The following is a 20,830-nucleotide window of genomic DNA, read 5'->3' on the forward strand; positions in this document are numbered from 1 at the left end:
CGAATTATAACTTGCGCCTTTATGCTGCGGCGCAGCGCAACGCGTCTTGACAGAGATCAACCCGGGCCTTTGGAACCGCCCTCTGAGGGCGCATGCTTTACACGCGGCCCCGTCAGGGATGGACCTTTTCGATCTCGGCTTCGCCGCCGCCAAGTTGGTGAACATAGGTCGCCACGGCAGCGACCTCGGCGTCTGACAGGCGCGCGCCCCAGGCGGGCATCACCCCAAAACGGGCCTGATTGACCGTGGTGTGCAGCGCGTCGCGATCCCCACCATACAGCCAGATCGCATCCGACAGATCGGGCGCACCTTCGTCGCGCATCCCCTCACCTGCGTCGCCGTGGCACGACGCGCAGTTGGAGGCAAAAACCTCGGCCCCTGTCGCGGCCAGCGCGATATCATGCTCCTGATCCGAGATTTCGCGTACATGTTCGACAACGGCGTCGATTTCCGCGTTGCTCAGGATCTCGCCAAAGGCGGGCATCTGCGACCAGCGGGCATCGCCGTCGGTGTCGTTGCGAATGCCGTGCCGCACCGTCATGGCGATGTCAGAGACAGACCCACCCCACAGCCAGTCGCTGTCCAGCAGGTTCGGATAGCCAATAGCGCCGGCAGCACCGGACCCGTGGCATTGCGAACAATGGGTGCGAAACACCGCAGCCCCCGAGGACACCGCATATCGGTGCAACTCTCCGCTCGTGTCCGCAGCGACCTGCGGCAGGTCCGCCGCAGCCAGCGCGTTGGCCAGCGGGGTATTGCGTTGCGCAAACGCGGCCTGTTCTGCGGCGACTTCGCCCCGCGTCGACCAGCCGAAAACGCCAGCCGTCGCGCCATTGACCAGCGGCCATGCGGGATACAGCACGGTGTAGATCACGCCCCAGACAATGGTTGCGTAAAACGTCCAAAGCCACCAGCGCGGCAGGGGGTTGTTCAGCTCTTTGATGCCGTCCCAGTCATGCCCGGTGGTGCCAATCTTGGCATCAGACTCTTCGACCAAGGTCTGTGGCTTGCTGTCGCTCATTTGCGCTCTCCTGCGGTCGGTTCCGTCGGCTCCGCGTCGGCACCAACTGACTGACGGGTGCGGTTGACTGTCTCGCGGGCGGGCGCATCCTCGTTGCGAAACGGGATTGCGGCGGTATCAGCATGGGTGCTGCGTGATCCGGGCCGAAACGCCCAAAGCACAACCCCCAGAAAAAACAGCGTCATCGCCAGCAGCATCCAGCTGTCGGCAAATTGACGCATCAGCGAATAGGTATCCATTGTCAGGCCCCCTTCAACGGCTGGCGTCGGCGGTGAAGGTCGAGAAATCGACCAACGTGCCGAGCATCTGGAGATAGGCAATCATCGCGTCTGCTTCGGACACCCCCGGTTGCCCGTCGAAATTGCGCACCTGTGCACCGGGATAGCGTTCGACCAACGCATCATAGTCACTGTCGGGATTGGCCTGGTTCAGCAGATCCGCATGGGCGTTCCCGACCATCTCTTGGGTGTAGGGCACACCCACTGCGACCTGTGTTTCCAGCAGAGCGGTGACATAGCGATCCTCAAGCCGTGTCTCTTCGAGGAAGGCGTAGCCCGGCATGATCGATTCCGGCACCACCGATTGCGGATTGCGCAAATGATCCAGATGCCAGGCGTCGGAATAGCGCCCGCCGACCCGGGCCAGATCCGGCCCGGTGCGTTTTGACCCCCACTGGAATGGATGATCGTACATCGACTCCGCCGCCAGGCTGTAGTGGCCATAGCGTTCCACCTCGTCGCGCATCGGGCGGATCATCTGGCTGTGACAGGTATAACACGCCTCGCGGACATAGATTTCACGCCCCGCCAGTTCCAGCGGCGAATAGGGGCGCATGCCCTCAACCTCTTCGATGGTGTTTTCGAGGTAAAACAGCGGCGCGATTTCCACGATCCCGCCGACAGAGACCACCACCAGCGACAGTACCATCAACAGCGTGGCATTTCGTTCGATCTTGCCATGCCAGTCGATGGTCGCCGTCTCGATCGGTGTCTCATTTGGAATCTTGTCCGGCAGATCGGACAGGGTCGCGACCTTTGGATCGTCCTCGGGTGCGGGGATATTCTTGTTGTGATCGGTCATTTCAGGATCCCCTTATTCTGCCGGAGTGGCGACGATGACAGGTTCACGTGCCCCGCCCCGGATCGTCATTGTGATGTTCCAGGCCATGATCAGCGCACCCGACAGGTACAGAACCCCGCCCAGACCGCGCACCACATACATCGGGAACTTGGCAGACACCGTGTCGGCGAACGAATTCACCAAGAAGCCTTGCGCATCGACTTCGCGCCACATCAGGCCCTCCATGATGCCCGACACCCACATCGACGCGGCGTAAAGCACGATACCAATGGTGGCGAGCCAGAAGTGCCAATCGATAGCGGCCATCGAATGCATCTTCTCGCGCCCCCACAGGCGCGGTGTCAGATAGTAGAGCGCGCCAAAGGTGATCATGCCGTTCCAGCCCAACGCGCCGGAATGTACATGCCCGATGGTCCAATCAGTGTAATGCGACAGCGAGTTCACCGCGCGGATCGACATCATCGGCCCCTCAAAGGTGGACATGCCGTAGAAGGCCAGCGAAATCACCATCATCCGAATAATCGGGTCGGTGCGCAGCTTGTCCCAGGCGCCTTGCAGCGTCATCAGGCCGTTGATCATGCCGCCCCAGCTGGGCATCCACAGGATGATCGAAAACACCATGCCCAGCGTCGTCGCCCAATCCGGCAGTGCCGTGTAGTGCAGGTGGTGCGGGCCAGCCCAGATATAGAGAAAGATCAGCGCCCAGAAGTGTATGATCGACAGCTTGTAGCTATAGACCGGACGGCCTGCCTGCTTGGGCACAAAATAATACATCATGCCCAGAAAGCCCGCCGTCAGGAAAAAGCCGACCGCGTTGTGGCCATACCACCACTGGGTCATCGCATCCTGTACACCAGCAAACAGCTGGATCGAGCGCGAGCCAAAGATGCTGACCGGCAGCGAAAGATTGTTGACGATATGCAGCATCGCCACGGTGACGATAAAGCTAAGCAAGAACCAGTTGGCGACGTAGATGTGCCGCTCGCGCCGCTTGATCAGCGTGCCCATGAACACCGCCAAAAAGGCGACCCAGACCACAGTCAGCCACAGATCGACATACCATTCGGGTTCGGCGTATTCCTTGGATTGAGTCGCGCCCAGAAGGTAGCCGGTAGTAGCCAGCACGATGAACAGGTTGTAGCCCCAGAACACAAACCACCCCAGCTTGCCCCCCCAGAGACGGACACCGCAGGTGCGCTGCACAATGTAAAACGACGACATGATCAGCGCATTGCCACCAAACGCAAACACCACGCCGCTGGTGTGCAATGGCCGCAGGCGGCCAAAGTTGCCATAGGGTTGCGCCCAGTCGAAATTCAGCGCCGGAAAGGCCAGCTGAAAGGCGATAAACACGCCAACAAGCATCCCGACAACACCCCAAAAAGTCGTCGCAACAACCCCTGCCCGTACCACATCGTCCATGTAGCCGGTCGCAACCGCGATCTCGGGCTTTGGCTCGTCCATGCCGCGCACGGTCGACAGAAACATCACGCCCGCGATCAACATGACGATCAACGCATGGACCTGATACGCCAGATCGTGGGCCCAGTTGGCCGCCATGGCCGCAAAAAGGGTCACCAGACCCAAGGCTATCAGTTTGAGAATATCGCCCATCCAGGCTGCCCCTTATGCATGTTCTTTCCGCCACCGAAGTGACGGATCGCGTCATGCTGTGCTTAGGGGCCCGAAAGGAACTACACTTTGATCTGGATCAACATTGCATAAATTCATGCCACGTTGGGGGGGCGTGGGTCCAAACAATCAATCACCGGCGCGGCCGAAACGGTGGATCGCGCTACGCGTTTGGGGGACTGGCTTGCCGCGCTCAGCATCCGCTGGCGCGATTCTGCCCCCCGCATTGTCGTGGCCTTTGGCAGGCACCACAGCGAACAGCTGGACTGGTGCCGCCGCGATTGCCCCCCACAATACGCTCGAAGCCCCCTCCCTCGGGATGTGACCTGCACGCAGTTGGCGCCGGTTGGAATGACTGGCCTTGTGACTGTTCCCAGGGCAAGACCTTCAATTTTTCTTACCTGGTGGGTTCTGCCAAACCGCGTGGAACAGGGTGTGCGGATGCGCCGGGCGCAGCCATTCGTCGGGCAAATACCGTGTACACCCAAAATGCGGTTACTAGTCCAGAGCGATGTGAATGCGGCGGTTCTGCTGGCCCTTATTCTCAATCTTGGCCAGACGCACATGTCCAATCTCTGCGGTTCGGGCCACATGGGTGCCGCCGCATGGTTGCAGATCAACCTGACCCGCCCCGCGCCCAATCCGCACCAGCCGCACATGGCCAGAGCCACGCGGCGGCTGCACCGAACGCGTCTTGACCAGGCCCGGGTTGGCGTCAAGTTCCGCGTCCGTGATCCATTCGTCAGTCACCGACAAATCGCGATCCACCAACATATTCAGCGCCCTTTCCACGGCGTCGCGGTCTTTCGGCGGCTCGGTCATGGAAAAATCCAGACGTCCGGTGCCTGCCCCTACCGCGCCGCCGGTCACCGGCAGCGGGATCACTACCGAAAGCAGATGCAACGCCGTGTGAATTCGCATGTGCCGATATCGCCGATCCCAGTCCAGCGTCTGGTGGATCTGCGCCCCGACAGCGGGCATCCGCTGCGGTTCGGACGGGACCAGAATGCAGGTTCCGTCGTGCCCTAAAAATGCGGTCGCGATGCCCAGGCTGCGGCTATTCCAGCGGATCATGCCACTGTCGCCCGGCTGACCGCCGCCGGTGGTATAGAACACCGATCGGTCAACGACGATGCCCCCCTCGGGCGTTTGCGCCAGAACGATGCCGTCACACTCGCGTAGGTAAGGATCCGTGCGGAATAACAGTTCGGTACTCATCTCGATGCATCCCCCGCGTCGCTATCTTGCGCACCGTCCGCGTTGCTATCGGGGGCGGCATCGGCGCTCGCATCCGGGGCACCATCAGGCGCGAGATCCGGCCCCGTGCCGGAGTGGCTCTTGTGAAGAGTGGCCGCGTCGGATTCTGGCGCGGCGGATAGCTGCGCGGATCTGCGCACCGAATCCAGCACTTCGGGATTACGCAACCAGATATCGCGCTGCGGGAATGGAATATCTATGCCCTCAGCGGCAAAGCGTTCCGAGATTTGGTGATTCATCTCGGTCTGTACATCCAGGATATTGTTCACATTTATCAGGATGGCGCGGATCTCAAAATCCAGACCATTGCTGCCAAAACCCTTGAAATACACGTATGGTTCGGGGTTCATCAGCACTTCGGGATGCTCTCGCGCGATGCCCAGAAGCACATCTGAGACATGGCGCGTGTTGGACCCGTAGGCGGCAGACGCTTTGACAATCACCCGGCCCAGAGAATTGCCACGGGTGTAATTGGTGACCCGTCCGGTGATCAGATCGGCATTGGGCACAATCACATCGGTGCGATCAAACGTCTCGATCCGGGTGGCGCGGACCGAGATGCCGCGCACATAGCCCATTTCATCGCCCACCTCGATCCAGTCACCTTCGGTGATCGGCCGCTCGATCAGCAGGATGATGCCCGAGACAAAGTTTTCAACAATCGTGCGCAGACCGAAACCGATGCCCAATGACAGCGCCCCGGCGACCAGCGCCAGCGACGACAGATCCAGCCCGGCCGCCGACACCGCCGCAAGTCCCGCCAGCGTCAAGCCGACATAGCCAACCCCGGCCACCATCGCATTCTGCCCGCCAAGGTCGATGCGTGTCTTGGGCAAAATCGAACTGCGCAGCCCGCCCTGCAACAGTCGGGTAATCAGATACCCGAACAGAAAGACCAGAACGAAATTCAGGAAATCCGTGGGAGCGATACGGGTGTCACCAACCACGTATCCTTCGCGGAACATCGCCCAGAGTTCAGTCAGGTCCGCCACCCGTGCGCCCCAGATCAGCACCAAAAGCGGCAGACTGCCCAGGATCAGCGCAAACCCCGCCAGCGTTGGAATCAGGCTTTGGGCGTCGGACACGGCCACGCCTGAAACCAGCTCGTACAGATCCGACACCAGGCGTTGCAGCACCATCACCGTGCCAATCAACAGCAACGTCGTGATCGTGGGAAACAGCAGTGACACCGCCAATGTCTTGTATCCCAGAACCGCCGCTACCGGGCTGATCAGGGCGACCATGATCACTGCGCGCCCCACACCGCGGGCGATGCGAAGACGAAAATGCATGCCGTCCTGCTCATGGTCGGCAGGGCCTTCAGTCTCGTTCCCCAGCCGGGCCGCTTCGAGAACCTGACCCAACCGGAACAGCACCAGCGCGCAAACCGCGATGAACGGCAATTCAAGAACCGACAGCACCTCGACCGTGGGGTCGACATAGGCGATCAGGTTCAACATCAACAACCGTAACAGGACCAGCACGGCAAGAATGCTGAAATAATACCGCGCTTCGGTCCGCCGCTTACGCGAAATAGGCAAGGTCGCAACGTGGTCATCACGGGAAAAGGTCTGGCCCGCCAGCCACCGGATATAAACCAGAACGCAGATATACCCCGGTAGAGTTTCCAGAAGATCGTCGCCCCGCGTCCCCACCAGCCCGGTCTGACGTAACGCCGCAGCCAGCGCCACCACCCCGATCAGTGGCAGGATCATCTGCCCCAGCGACAACAGGAACTTCCAGACTCCGGTTCCCCTGCGGGTCATCCGCCGCAGCGCAATCACCCCGCGTTCCGCCCAGACCGGACCGCGATGCATCAACACCAGCGCGATCAGCACCAGCACCAGAACCGACGGCAAACTGTCCAACAGAAGCGTGCGACGCTGCTCTGAGTTCCACGCGGTAAAGGTTTCAGTCCAGACCAGCCGCAGCGTCGACCCCAGCGCCTCAACCGCGCCCGGCCAATAGGTCGGATCGACCGGCACCGGCCCTCTTGAGAAAATCTCGGCGGTCTGCCGGGTGCGGATCGTCTTGTCAATTTCCCGGATCAACCCGTCAGCGCGGGTATAAGCCTCTTCGGCAGCCAGAACCGGCGCGCGCTGCCGCGTCATTTGGTCGTTCAGTTCGGCCCGGCGCGCGGCGATATCCGGCGCCTCGACCGCATCTCCCTCTGGCACCGGCCCAAGCGTATCTATCTGCGCCTGCAAGGTCGCGATACGCTGGCTTTGTTCGCTCTGCGCCTTCTGAAAACTCTCGCGGTAGCGGGCAATCTCGGCGCGCAGCGACTCAAGAGCCATCTCGCTCGCCTGCCCGCTTTCCAGCGCGTTTTCGGCCCGCACGGCGGTGCTTTCCCAGCGCTCCAGTTCCAGCGTCCGGGCGCCGTCCTGCGCCGATACCGGCCCGGCGGCCAGCAGCAGAACCGCCAGCGCAACCCGAAGCCAAGCAAGCACAGGTATCATGCGTCCTCGAACACTCCGGGGATGCTATCTGGGCCACGCTCGAGCCAGACGGGTCGCGGCAATCCCTTTTGCGACAGAAAATCGGGGTTGAACAGCTTGGACTGATAGCGCGTGCCATAGTCACACAGCACCGTCACGATGGTGTGACCCGGCCCCATCTCTTTCGCCATGCGGATTGCGCCGGCAACGTTGATGCCAGTCGATCCACCCAGACACAGCCCCTCATCGCTGAGCAGGTCAAAGACGATCGGTAGCGCCTCTTCGTCCGGGACCTGGCAGACAAAATCCGGTGTGAACCCGTCCAGGTTGGCAGTGATCCGCCCCTGCCCGATGCCTTCGGTGATTGAATCGCCTTCGGATTTGAATTCGCCGGTGGTGTAATAGCTATAAAGCGCAGCCCCCATGGGATCGGCCAAACCAACCTTAACGCCCTTGGGTTGCAGCGCCATGCCGACGCCCGCAACCGTGCCACCCGACCCGGCGGCGCAGATAAAGCCGTCAACCTTGCCGTCGGTCTGCTCCCAGATCTCGGGGCCGGTGGTTTCGATATGGGCGCGGCGGTTGGCAATATTGTCGAATTGGTTCGCCCAGATCACCCCCTTGTCAGAGGTGCGTGCCATCTCTTCGGCCAAACGGCCGGAATAGCGCACATAGTTGTTGGGGTTCCTGTACGGCGCGGCCGGCACCTGCACCAGTTCGGCCCCCGCCAGGCGGATCATATCTTTTTTCTCTTGGCTCTGCGTCTCGGGGATGACGATGACAGTCCGGAATCCCATCGACGCCCCAACCAGCGCAAGCCCGATGCCGGTGTTGCCGGCCGTGCCCTCGACAATCGTGCCGCCGGGCTTCAGCAGGCCGCGTTCAACCGCATCCTTGATGATATACAGGGCGGCACGATCCTTGACCGACTGGCCCGGATTCATGAATTCGGCCTTGCCGAGGATCTCGCACCCCGTCAGTTCACTGGCCGCCCTGAGGCGGATCAGCGGTGTATTTCCAATGGCATTGGCCAGATCGCTTGCGATGCGCATCCTGCGCCCTCCCGTCCGTTCGGTGCTGTTGATTCAGGTGTAGGCGCGCGCCTTGCGGAACTCAACCCGCAGCGCGCAGCGACTCACGTTCCCGTGCCAGCCAGAGCAGCATCATCACCAGCGGCCCGACGTTGATTTCGCCGCTGTCCACCAGCGCCATCGCCTGCGCAAAGGGAATCACGTGGCTGCGGATATCCTCGTTCTCGTTCGCCAGCCCGCCCAGTTGCGTACCGCGGCCCGACAGATCACACAGGCCCATGAAACAATGGAAATATTCGGTGGTATAGCCGGGCGATGCATAGATCCGCACCATCGGACGCAAATCGCCCAACGCAATCCCCGCCTCTTCGACCGCCTCGCGGCGGGCGCAATCGGCAGGGTTTTCGCCGGCATCGACCAGACCTGCAATCGGTTCCAGGACCCAAGGGGCAGGATCACCGCGCATCAGCGGGCCATAGCGCATCTGCTCGATCAGTAGCACGCTGTCATTCACCGGGTCGTACGGCAGCACCAATGCCGCATCAAAGGCGACAAAGCTTTCGCGACCGACCGGTTCACCCATGTCGCCGTCAAAGCGGCGATGACGCAGATCAAATGCCCGCAAACGGAAAAAACCGTCGAAACCGGGCTTTTCCGCCAGAATTTCGACATCTGCGACGGTCATCTGACTGCGTACTGTCTGCGGAGCGGGGGTCGCCGCCAGTTGTTGCGCCCATGCGCGGGCGCAGAAAAACGGCCAGAGTGCGCGCATCTGCTCCGCCGGGCGGCGCCCGAACTGGACCACCATATCGCGCGCCGCAGTGACGGTAATCTGCCCCCAGCGCGATGCCCAATCTGCCAGATCCCAAGGCGCTGCCGGCTGCCACAGCCCGGGCGCCGGAAAATAGACTTGCGCTGTCGCCATAACATCTCCGACCTTCACTGCAACGTCGCGCAGCCGGTATTCAAACCCACCTTCGTAGAAATCGAGCCGGGCAATGTCCCGCTCGCTTAGGCCGCGGACCAAAAGGCCAGGCGTCACGGCGCCCGGTGTCGATACGATCATCGGAAAGCTGTGGCCCGCCACCCAGAATGCGGCGTGATCGGGCAGCACCGACGCCGCGATATCAATTTGCGCCGCAGGACGACCCAGCACAAGCTCAAGCAGCGGCACGTGGCAAAGCGTGCCATAAAAGAAAAGGTCTGTCATTTGAGTTTACCGATACCGGCTGGCCGCGAATTCACCGACGAGCCCCACAATCAGCGCCCCGACAACCAGCGTGCCGATAATCGGGCCCGTCAGGATGATCTGTCCGTATTTGATCCCAAGCTCGAACACCGCAGCAAATGCCTCCATCGGGCCGTCAAAGCGGTTGATCATCGCCAGGCGCACCATTTCATTGCAGGCCTGCACAAAAATCCCCCAGAACACCAGCGCGACAACCCCGGTAAGTCCATTTGAAATACCCGCCGACAGGCCGCGCCCTGCCCGGCTGCCAACGATCCGCCAGCCGCAGATCGCCCCCAGCGCCGCATTGACATAGGAAAACACGCCAAAGGCTGTGCTCTCGGGCATGACCTGTTTGATCATTTCCGAGACATAGTATCCCAGCGCCGCAAGGCACAGGGCAGAGAGCAGCTTGGCGGCAGTGGGCATATGGTCAACTCGGCCTTGTGGTTGTTCTTGTGGTTGTTATCGGGCTGGCGTCGCGATCACAGCAGCAATCCGCAGTGGCGCAAGATGTCTGCCAAAAGTTGCACATCCTGCGGAGGCATTCGTCAAACCCAACTTGGCTGATCTTGTTGCATTTTTCGCCGAATGTGTCGTGTCAGCGACGCAATGACCGGCCTGTACCCGCATCGACGCCCGAACGAACCGACCAGACCCGCCCTCAGAAACCACGATTTTGATACGCATCCAGCGCACGTTGACGCCCCTGGGCCGAATCCACCACCGGATCCGGGTATTGATCATCAGCTGTCAGCCCCCAGCTACGCGGAATCGCCTCAAAGTAACTTAGTGATTCAGGCGATTGAATTTTCTGACCTTCTGCAATCCAGCGTCCGACATAAGCGCCGTCTCGGTCGAACTTGTCGCGCTGGGTCACCGGGTTGAACACCCGGAAATAGGGCGTCGCATCCGGTCCCGACCCCGCCGACCATTGCCAGCCCATCGCATTGCTGGCCGGATCCCAGTCGATCAGTGTGGCCGCAAACCAGCTCTGGCCAATTTTCCAATGGGTTTGCAGATGTTTGGTCAGATAGCTCGCGACGATCATCCGCCCGCGATTGTGCATCCGCCCTGTGACGTAAAGTTCGCGCATGGCGGCGTCGACAAACGGTATGCCTGTGCGCCCTTGTTGCCAGGCAATCACCTCGGGATGGAGGTCATTGGTGTTCCAGGGAAAGGCATCCCAGTCCGGTTTCCAATTGTCGCTGAGAATCCGCGGTGTGTGCCACATCAGATGATAGGCAAACTCGCGCCACACCAGTTCCTTGAGAAAGGTGTCCGCCCCTGCCTTGCCCTCTGCGCGGGCGCGCAAACCTGCGTGCCAACAGTGACGCGGGCTGATCTCGCCCAGGCTCAGGTTTTCCGACAGACCCGAAGTGCCATCGACAGCGGGCAGATCACGGGTGCGATCGTAATCTGCAACCTTGTGCGCCATAAAGTCCTGCAAACGCGCGTGCGCCGCCTGTTCACCCAGCCGCACAAAGCGGCGCACCACCGCTGCGCCCCGATGCATCGCATCCCCAAGGCGCCAGTCAGACAGATTTGCGCCCTGCGGCCAGAGATCTGGCGGGCACAGTTGCTGCGGCGCAGGCAAGGGCGGCGCCACATCGCGATCGCGGACCATCTTCCACATCGGAGTAAAGACCTTGTAGAAGCCACCTGTCTTGGTCTCAACCGACCAAGGTTCGAACAGCAAATGCCCGGCAAAGCTCTGGGCGTCGATGCCCCGCGCCCTGAGCGCGGATTTCACATCCGTATCCCGGCTTATGCCATCGGGATCATAGGCGCGTTGCCACCAGACCGCGCCGGCGCCAGTCTCGTCGATCAGGGCCTCAAGCGCGTCGCGCGCATTTCCAGAACGCAGAACCAGCCGACTGCCGATCGCGGCCAGCGCCGCCGCGTGATGCTTTAGCCCCAGCCCAAGTCGCCATTTCGGCGCGGCCCCCACCGCATCAACAGACGCATCGCGCACAAAGACCGGGATCACCGGACGCCCGGTCTGGGCCGCCGCATGCAAAGCCGCATGATCGCCGAGCCGAAGATCACGCCGTATCCAAAGCAGAATCGCCGATCTATCCGTCACCTGTCACTCCCTCAACCCAACTTAGAGCACAGGTAGTGCCACCACAGGTGCGAGGTCAACGCACGCATTGCTTTGACGACACGCCTGCCCCATCGCCCCCCGATGCGTAGCTTGATCCTGCGGCTAAAGCACCTGGTCCAGTGCGGTGATCAGCTGCGCGACCTCAGCGTCGGTGGTGTAATGCACAAAGCTCATCCGCAAAACGCCGCGCTTTGGATCAATCCCCATCGTGGTGAGCGGACGCACCGCATAGAAATCACCGCCCCCGGCCATAATTCCATGGGGTGCCAACGCGGCGGCGACATCTTCGGCTGAGCGGTTCAGCGCCACCGCCACCGTCGGCGCCCGCGCCTCGGCGCAATCCGGGCCCAGCAACCGCACGCCATTGCGCCCCTTGAGGGCATCCAGCAGCGGTTGCAGCAACCTGACCTCGTGCGTGCGCATCAGGTCATGCACAGCAGCGGTCGCTATGCCATGATGCGCCGCCAATGCATCGATATAATCGACCATGCCGGCACAGGCAGCGATCTGCGCGTGATCCGGCCCGGCGGGCGTAAACCGTTTTTCCAGGTCCGCGCCGTTGAAATGGTGTCCCTGATTGGGCAGCGTCTCGCCCAGCTCGCGGCGGATCACCATGATCCCCTGATGCGGGCCATAGGTTTTATAGGCGGAGAACATGTATATATCCGCGCCCAGAGATCCGACATCCGGCAAACCATGCGGCGCATAGCTGACTCCGTCGACACAGACAAAGGCCCCCGCAGCATGGGCCAGTGCGGTGATCTCGACCACTGGATTGATCTCACCCACCACGTTCGAACAATGCGGAAAGCACACCAGCCGCACCTTTTCATCCAGCAACTCTTCGAGCCGCTCGGGGTCCAGATGGCCGGTTTCAGGGTCAATCTTCCATTCGCGGATTTCGATTCCATCCTCGGCCAGCCGTCGCCAGGCGCCTGAATTGGCCTCGTGATCCTGATCGGTGACAATGATTGCCTCACCCGGAGCCATGAATTTGCGAAACGCCTGCGCCAGAACATAAATGTTCTGCGTGGTTGATGGGCCAAAACTAACCTCGTCACCATCCACGCCCAGCAGCGCCGCAAGTCGCGAACGGGCCTCGTCCATTTCCCCCCCGGCAAGGCGCGATGCCTCATAGGGGGCATAGGGCTGCACCTTGCGCTCGCGGTAAAACCGCGTCAGCCGGTCAATCACCGGGGCGCAGGTGTACGATCCGCCCGCATTTTCGAAAAATGCCTGACCCCGCAATGCCTCGGATGAAAAGGCCGGAAACTGCGCCCTGACGAAATCACTGTCCAACATGCCCCTGCCCCTGATGGTTCCCGCCCGGACTGTGCCGGCGATTTTTCATTGGGTCAAGCCGTTCAAAACCGGCCTGAACCAATTGATTTGAAACGACCCCACCCCCGGCGGTGGTGATCTGGGCATAATTACGTTAGCGTGCGTCCCGTGACGCGGGCATCGCCCCAACCAACCCAACGGCAATGTCGACAAATGTGTCGGTGATCTTGGTCAGGCGTGACGGATTCGTCGGCTGACATGCCGGAATAGAGGCAAAGCCACACATACCGGCTGTTAGGCTGGCTTCACGCGGGTGAAGACCTGCAATTCCTGCAATGACAGGGCAAAAAAACACGAAGGGACTTTTATATGACAGACGAACCAAGCGGTCAGGGTATACCTGCACCGGAAGGCGCGTCGGAGGTCATCGATACAAGCTACGAGATCGGACAGGACAATCTCGAAAGCAGAATCGGGCCATTTGGCTTTGACATCCACAACCCAGTCTTCCTGATATCGGGTGCCAGTATCGTGGCATTCGTTTTTTACACACTCGCGCTACCGGTGCAGTCGGGTGAAGTGTTTTCATGGCTATTCAGCTCCGTGACCACGGGCTTTGACTGGTTCTTTATCGGATCGGCGAACATCTTTGTGCTATTCTGCCTGTTCCTGATCGTCAGCCCGTTGGGCAAGATACGGCTGGGCGGCAAGGATGCGACGGCGGATTACACCTATATCGGCTGGTTCGCGATGCTGTTCGCTGCGGGCATGGGCATCGGCCTGATGTTCTATGGCGTCAGTGAACCGATGAGCCACTTTTCGTCATCTCTGGCGGGCACGACGATCGAAAACGGTGTGCGTACCGACTGGGCACCGCTGGGGGCCGCTGCGGGCGACGAAGCCGAGGCCATCCGGCTGGGCATGGCCGCAACGATCTTTCACTGGGGTCTGCACCCTTGGGCGATCTATGCGGTGGTGGCGCTGGCGCTGGCGCTGTTCAGCTACAACAAGGGCCTGCCCCTGACCATCCGCAGCGCGTTTTACCCGATCCTCGGGGAACGGGTCTGGGGCTGGTGGGGCCATGCGATTGACACCCTGGCAGTGTTTGCCACGCTCTTTGGTCTGGCCACATCGCTGGGCTTTGGTGCGACGCAGGCGAATGCCGGTCTGAACCTTCTGTTCGGTGTGCCGATCGGAGCAACCACCGAAGTTCTGCTGATCTCCGGCATCACTGCAATTGCGACAATTTCGGTGCTGCGCGGGCTTGATGGCGGCGTCAAGATCCTGTCCGAGATCAACATGGGCCTCGCGGCGCTCCTGCTGGTCTTTGTGCTCATCGTCGGACCGACGATGCTGATCCTGACCGGGTTCGCTGATGCGCTGCTGGCCTATCTGCAATACCTGCCTGCTCTTTCGAATCCGCTGGGTCGTGAGGATGTCAACTTTTCCCAGGGCTGGACCTCGTTCTACTGGGCGTGGTGGATCAGCTGGTCACCGTTTGTGGGCATGTTCATCGCCCGCGTCAGCCGTGGCCGGACGGTGCGCGAATTCCTGATCTGTGTGCTGCTGATCCCAAGCATGGTCTGCGTGCTGTGGATGTCAGTCTTTGGCGGTGCGGCCATTCATCAGGTCGTCGCTGACGGCTTTACCGGGGCGCAGGATGCCGCGCTTGAGCTGAAGCTGTTTGCGATGCTGGGACAATTGCCTCTGGCTGGAATCACCAGCTTTATCGGCATCATCCTGGTGGTGGTGTTCTTTGTCACCTCGTCGGATTCCGGATCGCTGGTCATCGACACAATCACGGCCGGTGGCAAGGTCGACGCGCCGGTGCCGCAACGGGTGTTCTGGTGCGTGTTCGAAGGCGCCGTGGCAATTGTGCTGCTGCTGAGTGCGGGTGGATTGCAATCGCTGCAAAGCATGGTGATCTCAACCGGGCTGCCGTTCACGCTGGTCCTGCTGGTCATGTGCTGGGCGGTGTTTAAGGGGCTGATGGCGGAACGCCATCTCTGACCCGACCTATATCGTTTAAACTAGGCCCCATGGTTCTGCCACGGGGCCTTTTTCATGCAATTGTTCCAGCGGAGCACGCCTGCGGCGCGCACAGGTTTCCGGCACGGGCTGCACCCTGTTGGGATGCGGCTCGTGTCAGCACATGACATGAGCGTCGTCAGGCGGAAACATCCACCACGACCCGCCCCCGAACCTTGCCTTGCAGAATATCGGCACCAAGCTGGGGCAGATCCGAGAGCGTTGCCGGTTGCACCATGGCGTTCAGCTTGTCCATCGGCAGATCCGCCGCGATCCGTCCCCAGGCCCGCACCCGGTTGTCATAGGGCTGCATCACTGAATCGATCCCCAACAGATTGATCCCGCGCAGCAGGAACGGAATCACTGTCGCAGGCAGCCCGGCCCCCCCCGCCAGCCCCACAGCAGCAACACTGGCACCGTATTTCATCTGCCCCAAAGCGCGCGCCAGCATCGCACCACCGACAGCATCGATACAACCTGCCCAGGTCTCGCCCTCCAAGGGGCGCTTCACGGTTTCGTTAATCTCTTCACGTGGCACGATACGGCTGGCACCAAGGTGGCGCAGATAGTCCTGTGTCTCAGGTCGGCCTGTTACCCCAGCCACCTCATGCCCCAGAGCGGCAAGCAGCGCCACCGCAACCGACCCGACGCCCCCCGCAGCGCCAGTGACCAGAACCGGTCCGGCACCAGGCTCAAGCCCGTGATCCTCAAGTGCCATCACTGCCAGCATCGCGGTCAATCCCGCCGTGCCAACGGCCATCGCAGCGCGGGTGTCCAGCCCCGCAGGCAAAGGCACCAACCAATCGGCCCGGACCCGCGCCTTCTCGGCATAGCCCCCCCAATGCGCCTCCCCGACGCGCCAGCCGGTCAGCACAACCTTGTCGCCAGCCGTGTAGCGCGGATCGGACGACTGCTCGACCGTCCCGGCAAAGTCGATCCCCGGGACATGCGGATAGGTCCGCACCAAGCCACCGCCAGGACCGATGCACAGCCCATCCTTGTAATTCACGGTGGAATATTCCACGGCGACAACAACCTCTCCCTCCGGCAGGTCCTCCAATCCGATCTGCTTGACCGAGGCCGCAGTCTTGCCACTCTCTGCATCTTTCTCCACGACAAGAGCCTTGAACATCGCTTATCCTTTCACTGAACGACGCCGGGCCCGCCCCTGTGTCGTATGGTTGTCGCCGACCCTGCATCGCAAAACCCGCGTATCATTCCCTTAAAACCCGCAAACGCACCTCTGCCAACGGGATGGCGGGCGGGGCGTCGCCGAAGGCGCGCGGCGTTCGACATCACAGCCACGCCCCCGTGTCGGGCATGAAGGCAAAGTCCGTCACAGGGGCAACTGCACCCGCCTGCGTCAACATCGCATGGATCTGCCCGCGGTGATGAGTCTGGTGATTAAACATATGCACCACGCATGGCGCGAAATCCCGCGTGACCTCCCGGCCCACCAACCCCGACACCCAAGTCAGTGGTCCCGCCAATTCACCAGTACCAACCCGCCCAGACCAACCCAGAATCCGCGCATCCAGTCGCAGCCGTTCTGACCGCCATTCGGCCAGATTCTGCGTCATCCGCACGCTGCCGCCGATCCCGTCCGTCGGCGCATCACCGTCTTCAAACCGGCTCATCCACATCAGATCGGCCCAAAGAAGATGGTTCGCCGTCGCCTGTATCGACCCAAAGAACCCCTGCCGGTCCGCCTCAAACTCTGCCACGTCCAAACCGGCAAAGGCGTCTGCCATCTGCCAGTTCTGCCAGGCGTTGTAGCGCGCCATAGCGTCGCAATACTCTGGGCCGATCATCGCAGTCGTCACTTTGGACCTTTCCAGTTGATCGGGCAGATCTCGGCAGACTTGCCACCAAAATCCCAAACCCGCCCAAAATCGCGGACCTTGGATTTCAGCCCCTTTGCAGCAATGATATTCGGACCCATCCAGTATTTCGAATTGCTGATCATCACCGGCTGATCCGGGGTGGCCCCGTCGAGCATCTCGATCTCAGCCTGTATCTTGCGACCGATGAACAATCCGCGCTTGCGTCCGTCGCGCACGATCTCGACCTTCTCGCGCTCTGCCCCGACGATATCCGACACCAGCATCGTGAACAGCCCGGTCGTCCCCCCGGCAGCCCCGCTGAAAATCTGCAACAGCCCGTTATACGCCTTGCCCGAGGCCCGCTCGTCAACATAGGCGGCGACCTTCCAGCCGCCCTCGGCCATGCGGCCAGGGATCTCGACCATCAGGCCGACATTCAGCCCCGCCAGGCTTTCACCCTCAAAATGGCCTTCATCGATCGCGATTGCCATCCAGGCATAACAATGCCCCTCGGTCGGGGGATGCGCGCCCAGGCTGACGACACAGGGACAAAACAGCGTGCAGGAACAGTTCAGAAACAGCTCGCCTTTGATGGCCCATTCCGTTGGCACCATCTTGCGCCGTTTCGGGTTGGTCATGCGCTGATCTATGCGCTGCGACACAGGCAGCCTGTCAGCCCCCGGTACTCGTTCTACTGCCATGTTCGCCCCCTCGCGTTATCCATTTTTCAGATCGGCCCCATCGCCAACGCCACACCCGCCGCGATCAGAGCCCCTCCCAGTGGCTTCATCACAAGATGACCCAGCTGCGGCAGTTTTTCCAACACCATGAACAGCGTCGCCAACCCCATCCAGGCCAGATTCATGAACCCCCCGACGAACCCCAGCACCATAAAGCCCCAGCAACAGCCAACACAAAATGCCCCCAAACCCAGCCCCATGCGCAGCCCGCCAGCACAGCCCCGGCGCCAATGACCCAGAAAAAACAGTGTCGGCGCGTGGCAGACCCCGTGACACACGGCCTTGGCCCGACTGAATTGGAATGCTCCGACGGCGATCAGCAGCGCGGCGGACAGACCACGCGAAGTGGCAATCCCCAGCATGTCAATCCACCCGGCAAACAGCAAACCCAGCTGCAATGCGGCGATCGCTGCCGCGAAACTCACCCAAACTAGAAAATACCCCAGTGACACACCCAGCCACCCGCCCCGTGTGCCATCGGCACTAACCATCAGATCCTCATAGGACCGCAATGTCGGCACCAGAGTCGGCAGCATCATCGCCGCCATCATGATCGCCCACATGGCAAACAACGGGCCGAACCGCGCCATCGGCATCGCCATATCCATGCGCGGATCCATGCCCTGCATCGCCTGCGCCATCGCCCCTGGTCGCCCCAAAAGATCCAGCCCCATGCTGGTGCTCATGGCATACATTGTCCACCACGCGCCCAGAATGGTGGCAAAGAACCCCAGCCATAGGCCGCTGCGCACAATGCCTTGCATCCGGACCCTCCCAAGTCGGCCGCATCTAAACGTGGTTGCCCTTGACGCGACTCGCTGTCGCCTTAATAAATGTCAGACAATTGCAAATCGGGCAAATCCTAAATGTCAGACATATGAAGATCGACCCGAACAGCCGCGCCGACCTCTCGGCCCAAATCGCCAAGGCGATCCGCGATGCCATCGTTGCCGGAAAACTGATTGTCGGTGACCGCCTGCCATCCGAGGCCGAACTGGCCGAGCAATTTTCCGTGTCCCGCCCCACCGTCCGCGAAGCGCTGAAACGGCTCGCTGCCCAGAGCCTGATACGCACCCAGCGAGGCGCAACCGGCGGCGCATTCGTAAATCATCTGAGCTATGACGAAGCGCATAGCCAGCAGATCACCACATCCACCCTGCTGCTGTCGATGAACGCGATCAGCTTTGATGTTGCCTGTGAGGCGCGGTATGCGCTGGAACGTGCCTGTGCCCCGCTGGCCGCGCAACGCCGAACCCAGGCACATCTGCAGATTCTGCGCGACGAGATTGCGACCCAGAGCACAGCAAATCTGAGCGACGAGGCATTTTGTGCCTCTGACGTCACCTTTCACCGCGCGCTGGTCGACGCCGCCGTCAATCCGGTGCTGTCCTACCAACTGGCCGGTGCGGTCGAGGCGATGCAACCGTTGATGAACATGATCACCTTCAGCGCCCGTTCCCGTGTCACCATCATTGCCCTGCACCGCCGCATCGCCGATGCGCTCGAACAGCAGGACAGTGCCGGAACCGATGACGCGCTCGCCGCGCTTGAGATATATACAAAGACGCTGGCGCGTGATGTGATGTCTGTCCGCGCGCCGCACGCCAGCGAAAACCGCTCGAACGCTATCCTCAAAATGCGCTGAATTTTGTTCCTGATGCAGTCATCTGACAAAATTCCATAACGCTTTGAGAACGGGCGCTCAGTGCCCCCGAACTGGTCCCCGGATCATCCTCAATTGTGCGACGACACCAAGCCATGGTCACATCAATTTTCACTTGCCTTCTAGCCACGTCTGACCTTCGGACTGAAATGCCAGAAAACGGGCGGGGTGCGATCGCCCAGCGTGTTCGGGCGGGTTGCGGACGCATCAGAACGCCACTTCAACGCTCTTGTGGTGTGCCATGACCCCAAGTGGCGAAAAATGCGGCGCGACACTCTTTTGTTTCGCTGCAAATTGAATATGCTGAGTCCGCAACCAAAGGGGATGGCGGCATGCCAAGAGGCATCGACTACGGAAATCTAATGCATCGCGCGATGCGCGGACTGATTCAGGAGGTGCTGGAAGGTGTACAGGCCAACGGCCTGCCAAGTGATCATCATTTCTTTATCACCTTTGATACCGGCCACCCGGATGTCGAGATCGCGGACTGGCTGTCCGACCGCTACCCAGGTGAAATGACCGTCGTCATGCAGCACTGGTTCGACAAGCTGGAGGTCACCGACGAAGGCTTTTCCGTGACACTGAACTTTGGGTCAGAACCCGAGCGGCTCTATATTCCCTATGACGCCATCAAAACGTTTGTAGATCCATCGGTTGAATTCGGCCTACGATTCGAGACCCACGCAGAGGACGAGGACGACGATCCGATACCGGTGTCACCCGATCCGGTGAGTGCCGAACAGCCAAGCCCCGCGCCGATAAGCGACAGTGGCAAAAAGGACGCCGAAGTTGTCAGCCTGGATTCGTTTCGCAAATAAACCTCCGGCTGTCCGGCGGAAATTGACCTGAATGTGACCTTAGGTCTTTTTATCCGTCCCATGCGCCTATAAGTCTCGGATGTCAGTGGTTTGCGAGAAGGCGGCACGATGCGCGAAGACGGCCATTTCTACGTTTTTCTGAAACAGCTTTTGCGGCGTCCGCAGGAAATTTCCGCTCTCACCCCCTCGTCAGAAAAGCTTGCCCGCGCTATGGCGCACGAAGTTCCGCCCGGCAGCGGCCCCGTGGTCGAACTGGGCCCCGGCACCGGCAAGATCACCGAAGCATTGCTGAAACAGGACATCCCCGCCGGGGACCTGCACCTGATCGAGTTGAACACCGATTTTGTCGACCACCTGCGCAGCCGGTTTCCGCAAACGCATGTGCATGCCGCTGCGGCACAGTCGCTGGGCAATATGGGCCTGAACGATCTGCGCGCCGTTGTGTCCGGCCTGCCGCTGTTGTCGTTTTCCACGGCATTGCAACGCGAAATTCTGACCGCTGCGTTTGCCGCCCTGCGTCCCGGCGGCGTCTTTATACAATTCACCTACGGACCGCAGCATCCCTTGGCCGAAGAGGTGCTGCGCGAACTGGGCCTCAGCGTCACACGGACTGCGCGGATCTGGGGCAACCTGCCGCCCGCACGGGTCTATGTCTATCGCCGCCGTCCGGTGTGATAGCTGCG

The 20,830-nt window shown here is 60.8% G+C and carries 19 protein-coding genes; 4 read left to right on the top strand and 15 right to left on the bottom strand.

Going from position 1 to position 20,830, the window contains the following annotated elements:
• Window positions 1–112 precede the first annotated feature (112 nt).
• The 11 genes from ccoP to IMCC21224_RS11770 form a co-directional block, all read right to left on the bottom strand.
• Window positions 113–1,021 carry a cytochrome-c oxidase, cbb3-type subunit III gene (gene ccoP / locus IMCC21224_RS11720; RefSeq protein ID WP_047995510.1) on the bottom strand — a complete coding sequence of 303 codons (909 nt, stop codon included), beginning with the start codon at window positions 1,019–1,021 and terminating at the stop codon, window positions 113–115.
• Window positions 1,018–1,260, bottom strand: a complete 243-nt coding sequence (locus IMCC21224_RS11725) for a CcoQ/FixQ family Cbb3-type cytochrome c oxidase assembly chaperone (protein WP_047995511.1) — start codon at window positions 1,258–1,260, stop codon at window positions 1,018–1,020. Before IMCC21224_RS11725 ends, ccoP begins: the two co-directional genes overlap by 4 nt.
• Before the next feature lie 13 nt (window positions 1,261–1,273).
• Window positions 1,274–2,101, bottom strand: coding sequence for a cytochrome-c oxidase, cbb3-type subunit II (gene ccoO / locus IMCC21224_RS11730; RefSeq protein WP_082135189.1), 828 nt, complete (start codon window positions 2,099–2,101; stop codon window positions 1,274–1,276).
• Window positions 2,102–2,113: 12 nt separating this feature from the next.
• Window positions 2,114–3,715, bottom strand: coding sequence for a cytochrome-c oxidase, cbb3-type subunit I (ccoN, locus tag IMCC21224_RS11735; protein WP_047995512.1), 1,602 nt, complete (start codon window positions 3,713–3,715; stop codon window positions 2,114–2,116).
• A gap of 516 nt (window positions 3,716–4,231) precedes the next feature.
• Complete coding sequence (locus IMCC21224_RS11740; protein ID WP_047995513.1) at window positions 4,232–4,951, bottom strand: alanyl-tRNA editing protein; 720 nt, start codon at window positions 4,949–4,951, stop codon at window positions 4,232–4,234.
• Window positions 4,948–7,449 carry a DUF3772 domain-containing protein gene (locus IMCC21224_RS11745; protein WP_082135190.1) on the bottom strand — a complete coding sequence of 834 codons (2,502 nt, stop codon included), beginning with the start codon at window positions 7,447–7,449 and terminating at the stop codon, window positions 4,948–4,950. The genes IMCC21224_RS11740 and IMCC21224_RS11745 overlap by 4 nt, the downstream gene beginning before the upstream one ends.
• Entirely contained in the window at window positions 7,446–8,480 is a 1,035-nt protein-coding gene (locus IMCC21224_RS11750; RefSeq protein WP_047995514.1) for a cysteine synthase A, read from the bottom strand. Before IMCC21224_RS11750 ends, IMCC21224_RS11745 begins: the two co-directional genes overlap by 4 nt.
• A 61-nt stretch (window positions 8,481–8,541) precedes the next feature.
• Window positions 8,542–9,669, bottom strand: a complete 1,128-nt coding sequence (locus tag IMCC21224_RS11755; RefSeq protein WP_047995515.1) for a gamma-glutamylcyclotransferase — start codon at window positions 9,667–9,669, stop codon at window positions 8,542–8,544.
• Between the two features lie 6 nt (window positions 9,670–9,675).
• Window positions 9,676–10,116 carry a TrgA family protein gene (locus tag IMCC21224_RS11760; protein WP_047995516.1) on the bottom strand — a complete coding sequence of 147 codons (441 nt, stop codon included), beginning with the start codon at window positions 10,114–10,116 and terminating at the stop codon, window positions 9,676–9,678.
• Between the two features lie 235 nt (window positions 10,117–10,351).
• Window positions 10,352–11,773, bottom strand: coding sequence for a deoxyribodipyrimidine photo-lyase (locus IMCC21224_RS11765; RefSeq protein ID WP_047995517.1), 1,422 nt, complete (start codon window positions 11,771–11,773; stop codon window positions 10,352–10,354).
• A 123-nt stretch (window positions 11,774–11,896) separates the two neighbouring features.
• Window positions 11,897–13,096 carry an aminotransferase class V-fold PLP-dependent enzyme gene (locus tag IMCC21224_RS11770; protein ID WP_047995518.1) on the bottom strand — a complete coding sequence of 400 codons (1,200 nt, stop codon included), beginning with the start codon at window positions 13,094–13,096 and terminating at the stop codon, window positions 11,897–11,899.
• A 348-nt stretch (window positions 13,097–13,444) separates the two neighbouring features.
• Between IMCC21224_RS11770 and IMCC21224_RS11775 the strand changes: the two genes are divergently transcribed.
• Window positions 13,445–15,085: a BCCT family transporter gene (locus tag IMCC21224_RS11775; protein WP_047995519.1), complete on the top strand. Its 1,641-nt coding sequence runs from the start codon at window positions 13,445–13,447 to the stop codon at window positions 15,083–15,085.
• A gap of 157 nt (window positions 15,086–15,242) precedes the next feature.
• Here the strand turns inward: IMCC21224_RS11775 and acuI are convergent, their stop codons facing one another.
• The 4 genes from acuI to IMCC21224_RS11795 all read right to left on the bottom strand — a co-directional run bounded on the left by acuI (window position 15,243) and on the right by IMCC21224_RS11795 (window position 18,430).
• Complete coding sequence (acuI, locus tag IMCC21224_RS11780; RefSeq protein WP_047995520.1) at window positions 15,243–16,235, bottom strand: acryloyl-CoA reductase; 993 nt, start codon at window positions 16,233–16,235, stop codon at window positions 15,243–15,245.
• Window positions 16,236–16,398: 163 nt separating this feature from the next.
• Window positions 16,399–16,926 (bottom strand): DinB family protein, encoded by a 528-nt coding sequence (locus IMCC21224_RS11785; RefSeq protein WP_369796022.1) that lies wholly within the window; start codon window positions 16,924–16,926, stop codon window positions 16,399–16,401.
• Window positions 16,923–17,627 (bottom strand): DUF1326 domain-containing protein, encoded by a 705-nt coding sequence (locus tag IMCC21224_RS11790; RefSeq protein WP_047995521.1) that lies wholly within the window; start codon window positions 17,625–17,627, stop codon window positions 16,923–16,925. Before IMCC21224_RS11790 ends, IMCC21224_RS11785 begins: the two co-directional genes overlap by 4 nt.
• 26 nt (window positions 17,628–17,653) lie before the next feature.
• Window positions 17,654–18,430 (bottom strand): DUF2182 domain-containing protein, encoded by a 777-nt coding sequence (locus IMCC21224_RS11795; protein ID WP_047995522.1) that lies wholly within the window; start codon window positions 18,428–18,430, stop codon window positions 17,654–17,656.
• Window positions 18,431–18,543: 113 nt separating this feature from the next.
• Here IMCC21224_RS11795 and IMCC21224_RS11800 point away from each other — a divergent pair, with 113 nt between their 5' ends.
• The 3 genes from IMCC21224_RS11800 (at window position 18,544) to IMCC21224_RS11810 (ending at window position 20,822) form a co-directional block, all read left to right on the top strand.
• A complete protein-coding gene (locus IMCC21224_RS11800) occupies window positions 18,544–19,311 on the top strand; it encodes a FadR/GntR family transcriptional regulator (protein WP_047995523.1) in 768 nt (255 codons plus the stop codon).
• A gap of 350 nt (window positions 19,312–19,661) precedes the next feature.
• Window positions 19,662–20,147: an SspB family protein gene (locus tag IMCC21224_RS11805; protein WP_047997073.1), complete on the top strand. Its 486-nt coding sequence runs from the start codon at window positions 19,662–19,664 to the stop codon at window positions 20,145–20,147.
• Between the two features lie 108 nt (window positions 20,148–20,255).
• Window positions 20,256–20,822 carry a class I SAM-dependent methyltransferase gene (locus tag IMCC21224_RS11810; protein WP_047995524.1) on the top strand — a complete coding sequence of 189 codons (567 nt, stop codon included), beginning with the start codon at window positions 20,256–20,258 and terminating at the stop codon, window positions 20,820–20,822.
• Window positions 20,823–20,830 lie beyond the last annotated feature (8 nt).

This window comes from Puniceibacterium sp. IMCC21224 (genome assembly GCF_001038505.1).
GTDB lineage: Bacteria > Pseudomonadota > Alphaproteobacteria > Rhodobacterales > Rhodobacteraceae > Puniceibacterium.

Bases quoted from the DNA above. Each gene is read 5' to 3' on its own strand.
- IMCC21224_RS11805 (WP_047997073.1), top strand. From the start codon at position 19,662: ATGCCAAGAGGCATCGACTACGGAAATCTAATGCATCGCGCGATGCGC.
- IMCC21224_RS11745 (WP_082135190.1), bottom strand. From the start codon at position 7,449: ATGATACCTGTGCTTGCTTGGCTTCGGGTTGCGCTGGCGGTTCTGCTG.
- IMCC21224_RS11755 (WP_047995515.1), bottom strand. From the start codon at position 9,669: ATGACAGACCTTTTCTTTTATGGCACGCTTTGCCACGTGCCGCTGCTT.
- IMCC21224_RS11790 (WP_047995521.1), bottom strand. From the start codon at position 17,627: ATGGCAGTAGAACGAGTACCGGGGGCTGACAGGCTGCCTGTGTCGCAG.
- ccoO (WP_082135189.1), bottom strand. From the start codon at position 2,101: ATGACCGATCACAACAAGAATATCCCCGCACCCGAGGACGATCCAAAG.
- IMCC21224_RS11795 (WP_047995522.1), bottom strand. From the start codon at position 18,430: ATGCAAGGCATTGTGCGCAGCGGCCTATGGCTGGGGTTCTTTGCCACC.
- IMCC21224_RS11725 (WP_047995511.1), bottom strand. From the start codon at position 1,260: ATGGATACCTATTCGCTGATGCGTCAATTTGCCGACAGCTGGATGCTG.
- ccoP (WP_047995510.1), bottom strand. From the start codon at position 1,021: ATGAGCGACAGCAAGCCACAGACCTTGGTCGAAGAGTCTGATGCCAAG.
- ccoN (WP_047995512.1), bottom strand. From the start codon at position 3,715: ATGGGCGATATTCTCAAACTGATAGCCTTGGGTCTGGTGACCCTTTTT.
- acuI (WP_047995520.1), bottom strand. From the start codon at position 16,235: ATGTTCAAGGCTCTTGTCGTGGAGAAAGATGCAGAGAGTGGCAAGACT.
- IMCC21224_RS11740 (WP_047995513.1), bottom strand. From the start codon at position 4,951: ATGAGTACCGAACTGTTATTCCGCACGGATCCTTACCTACGCGAGTGT.
- IMCC21224_RS11810 (WP_047995524.1), top strand. From the start codon at position 20,256: ATGCGCGAAGACGGCCATTTCTACGTTTTTCTGAAACAGCTTTTGCGG.
- IMCC21224_RS11800 (WP_047995523.1), top strand. From the start codon at position 18,544: ATGAAGATCGACCCGAACAGCCGCGCCGACCTCTCGGCCCAAATCGCC.
- IMCC21224_RS11775 (WP_047995519.1), top strand. From the start codon at position 13,445: ATGACAGACGAACCAAGCGGTCAGGGTATACCTGCACCGGAAGGCGCG.
- IMCC21224_RS11750 (WP_047995514.1), bottom strand. From the start codon at position 8,480: ATGCGCATCGCAAGCGATCTGGCCAATGCCATTGGAAATACACCGCTG.
- IMCC21224_RS11760 (WP_047995516.1), bottom strand. From the start codon at position 10,116: ATGCCCACTGCCGCCAAGCTGCTCTCTGCCCTGTGCCTTGCGGCGCTG.
- IMCC21224_RS11770 (WP_047995518.1), bottom strand. From the start codon at position 13,096: ATGTTGGACAGTGATTTCGTCAGGGCGCAGTTTCCGGCCTTTTCATCC.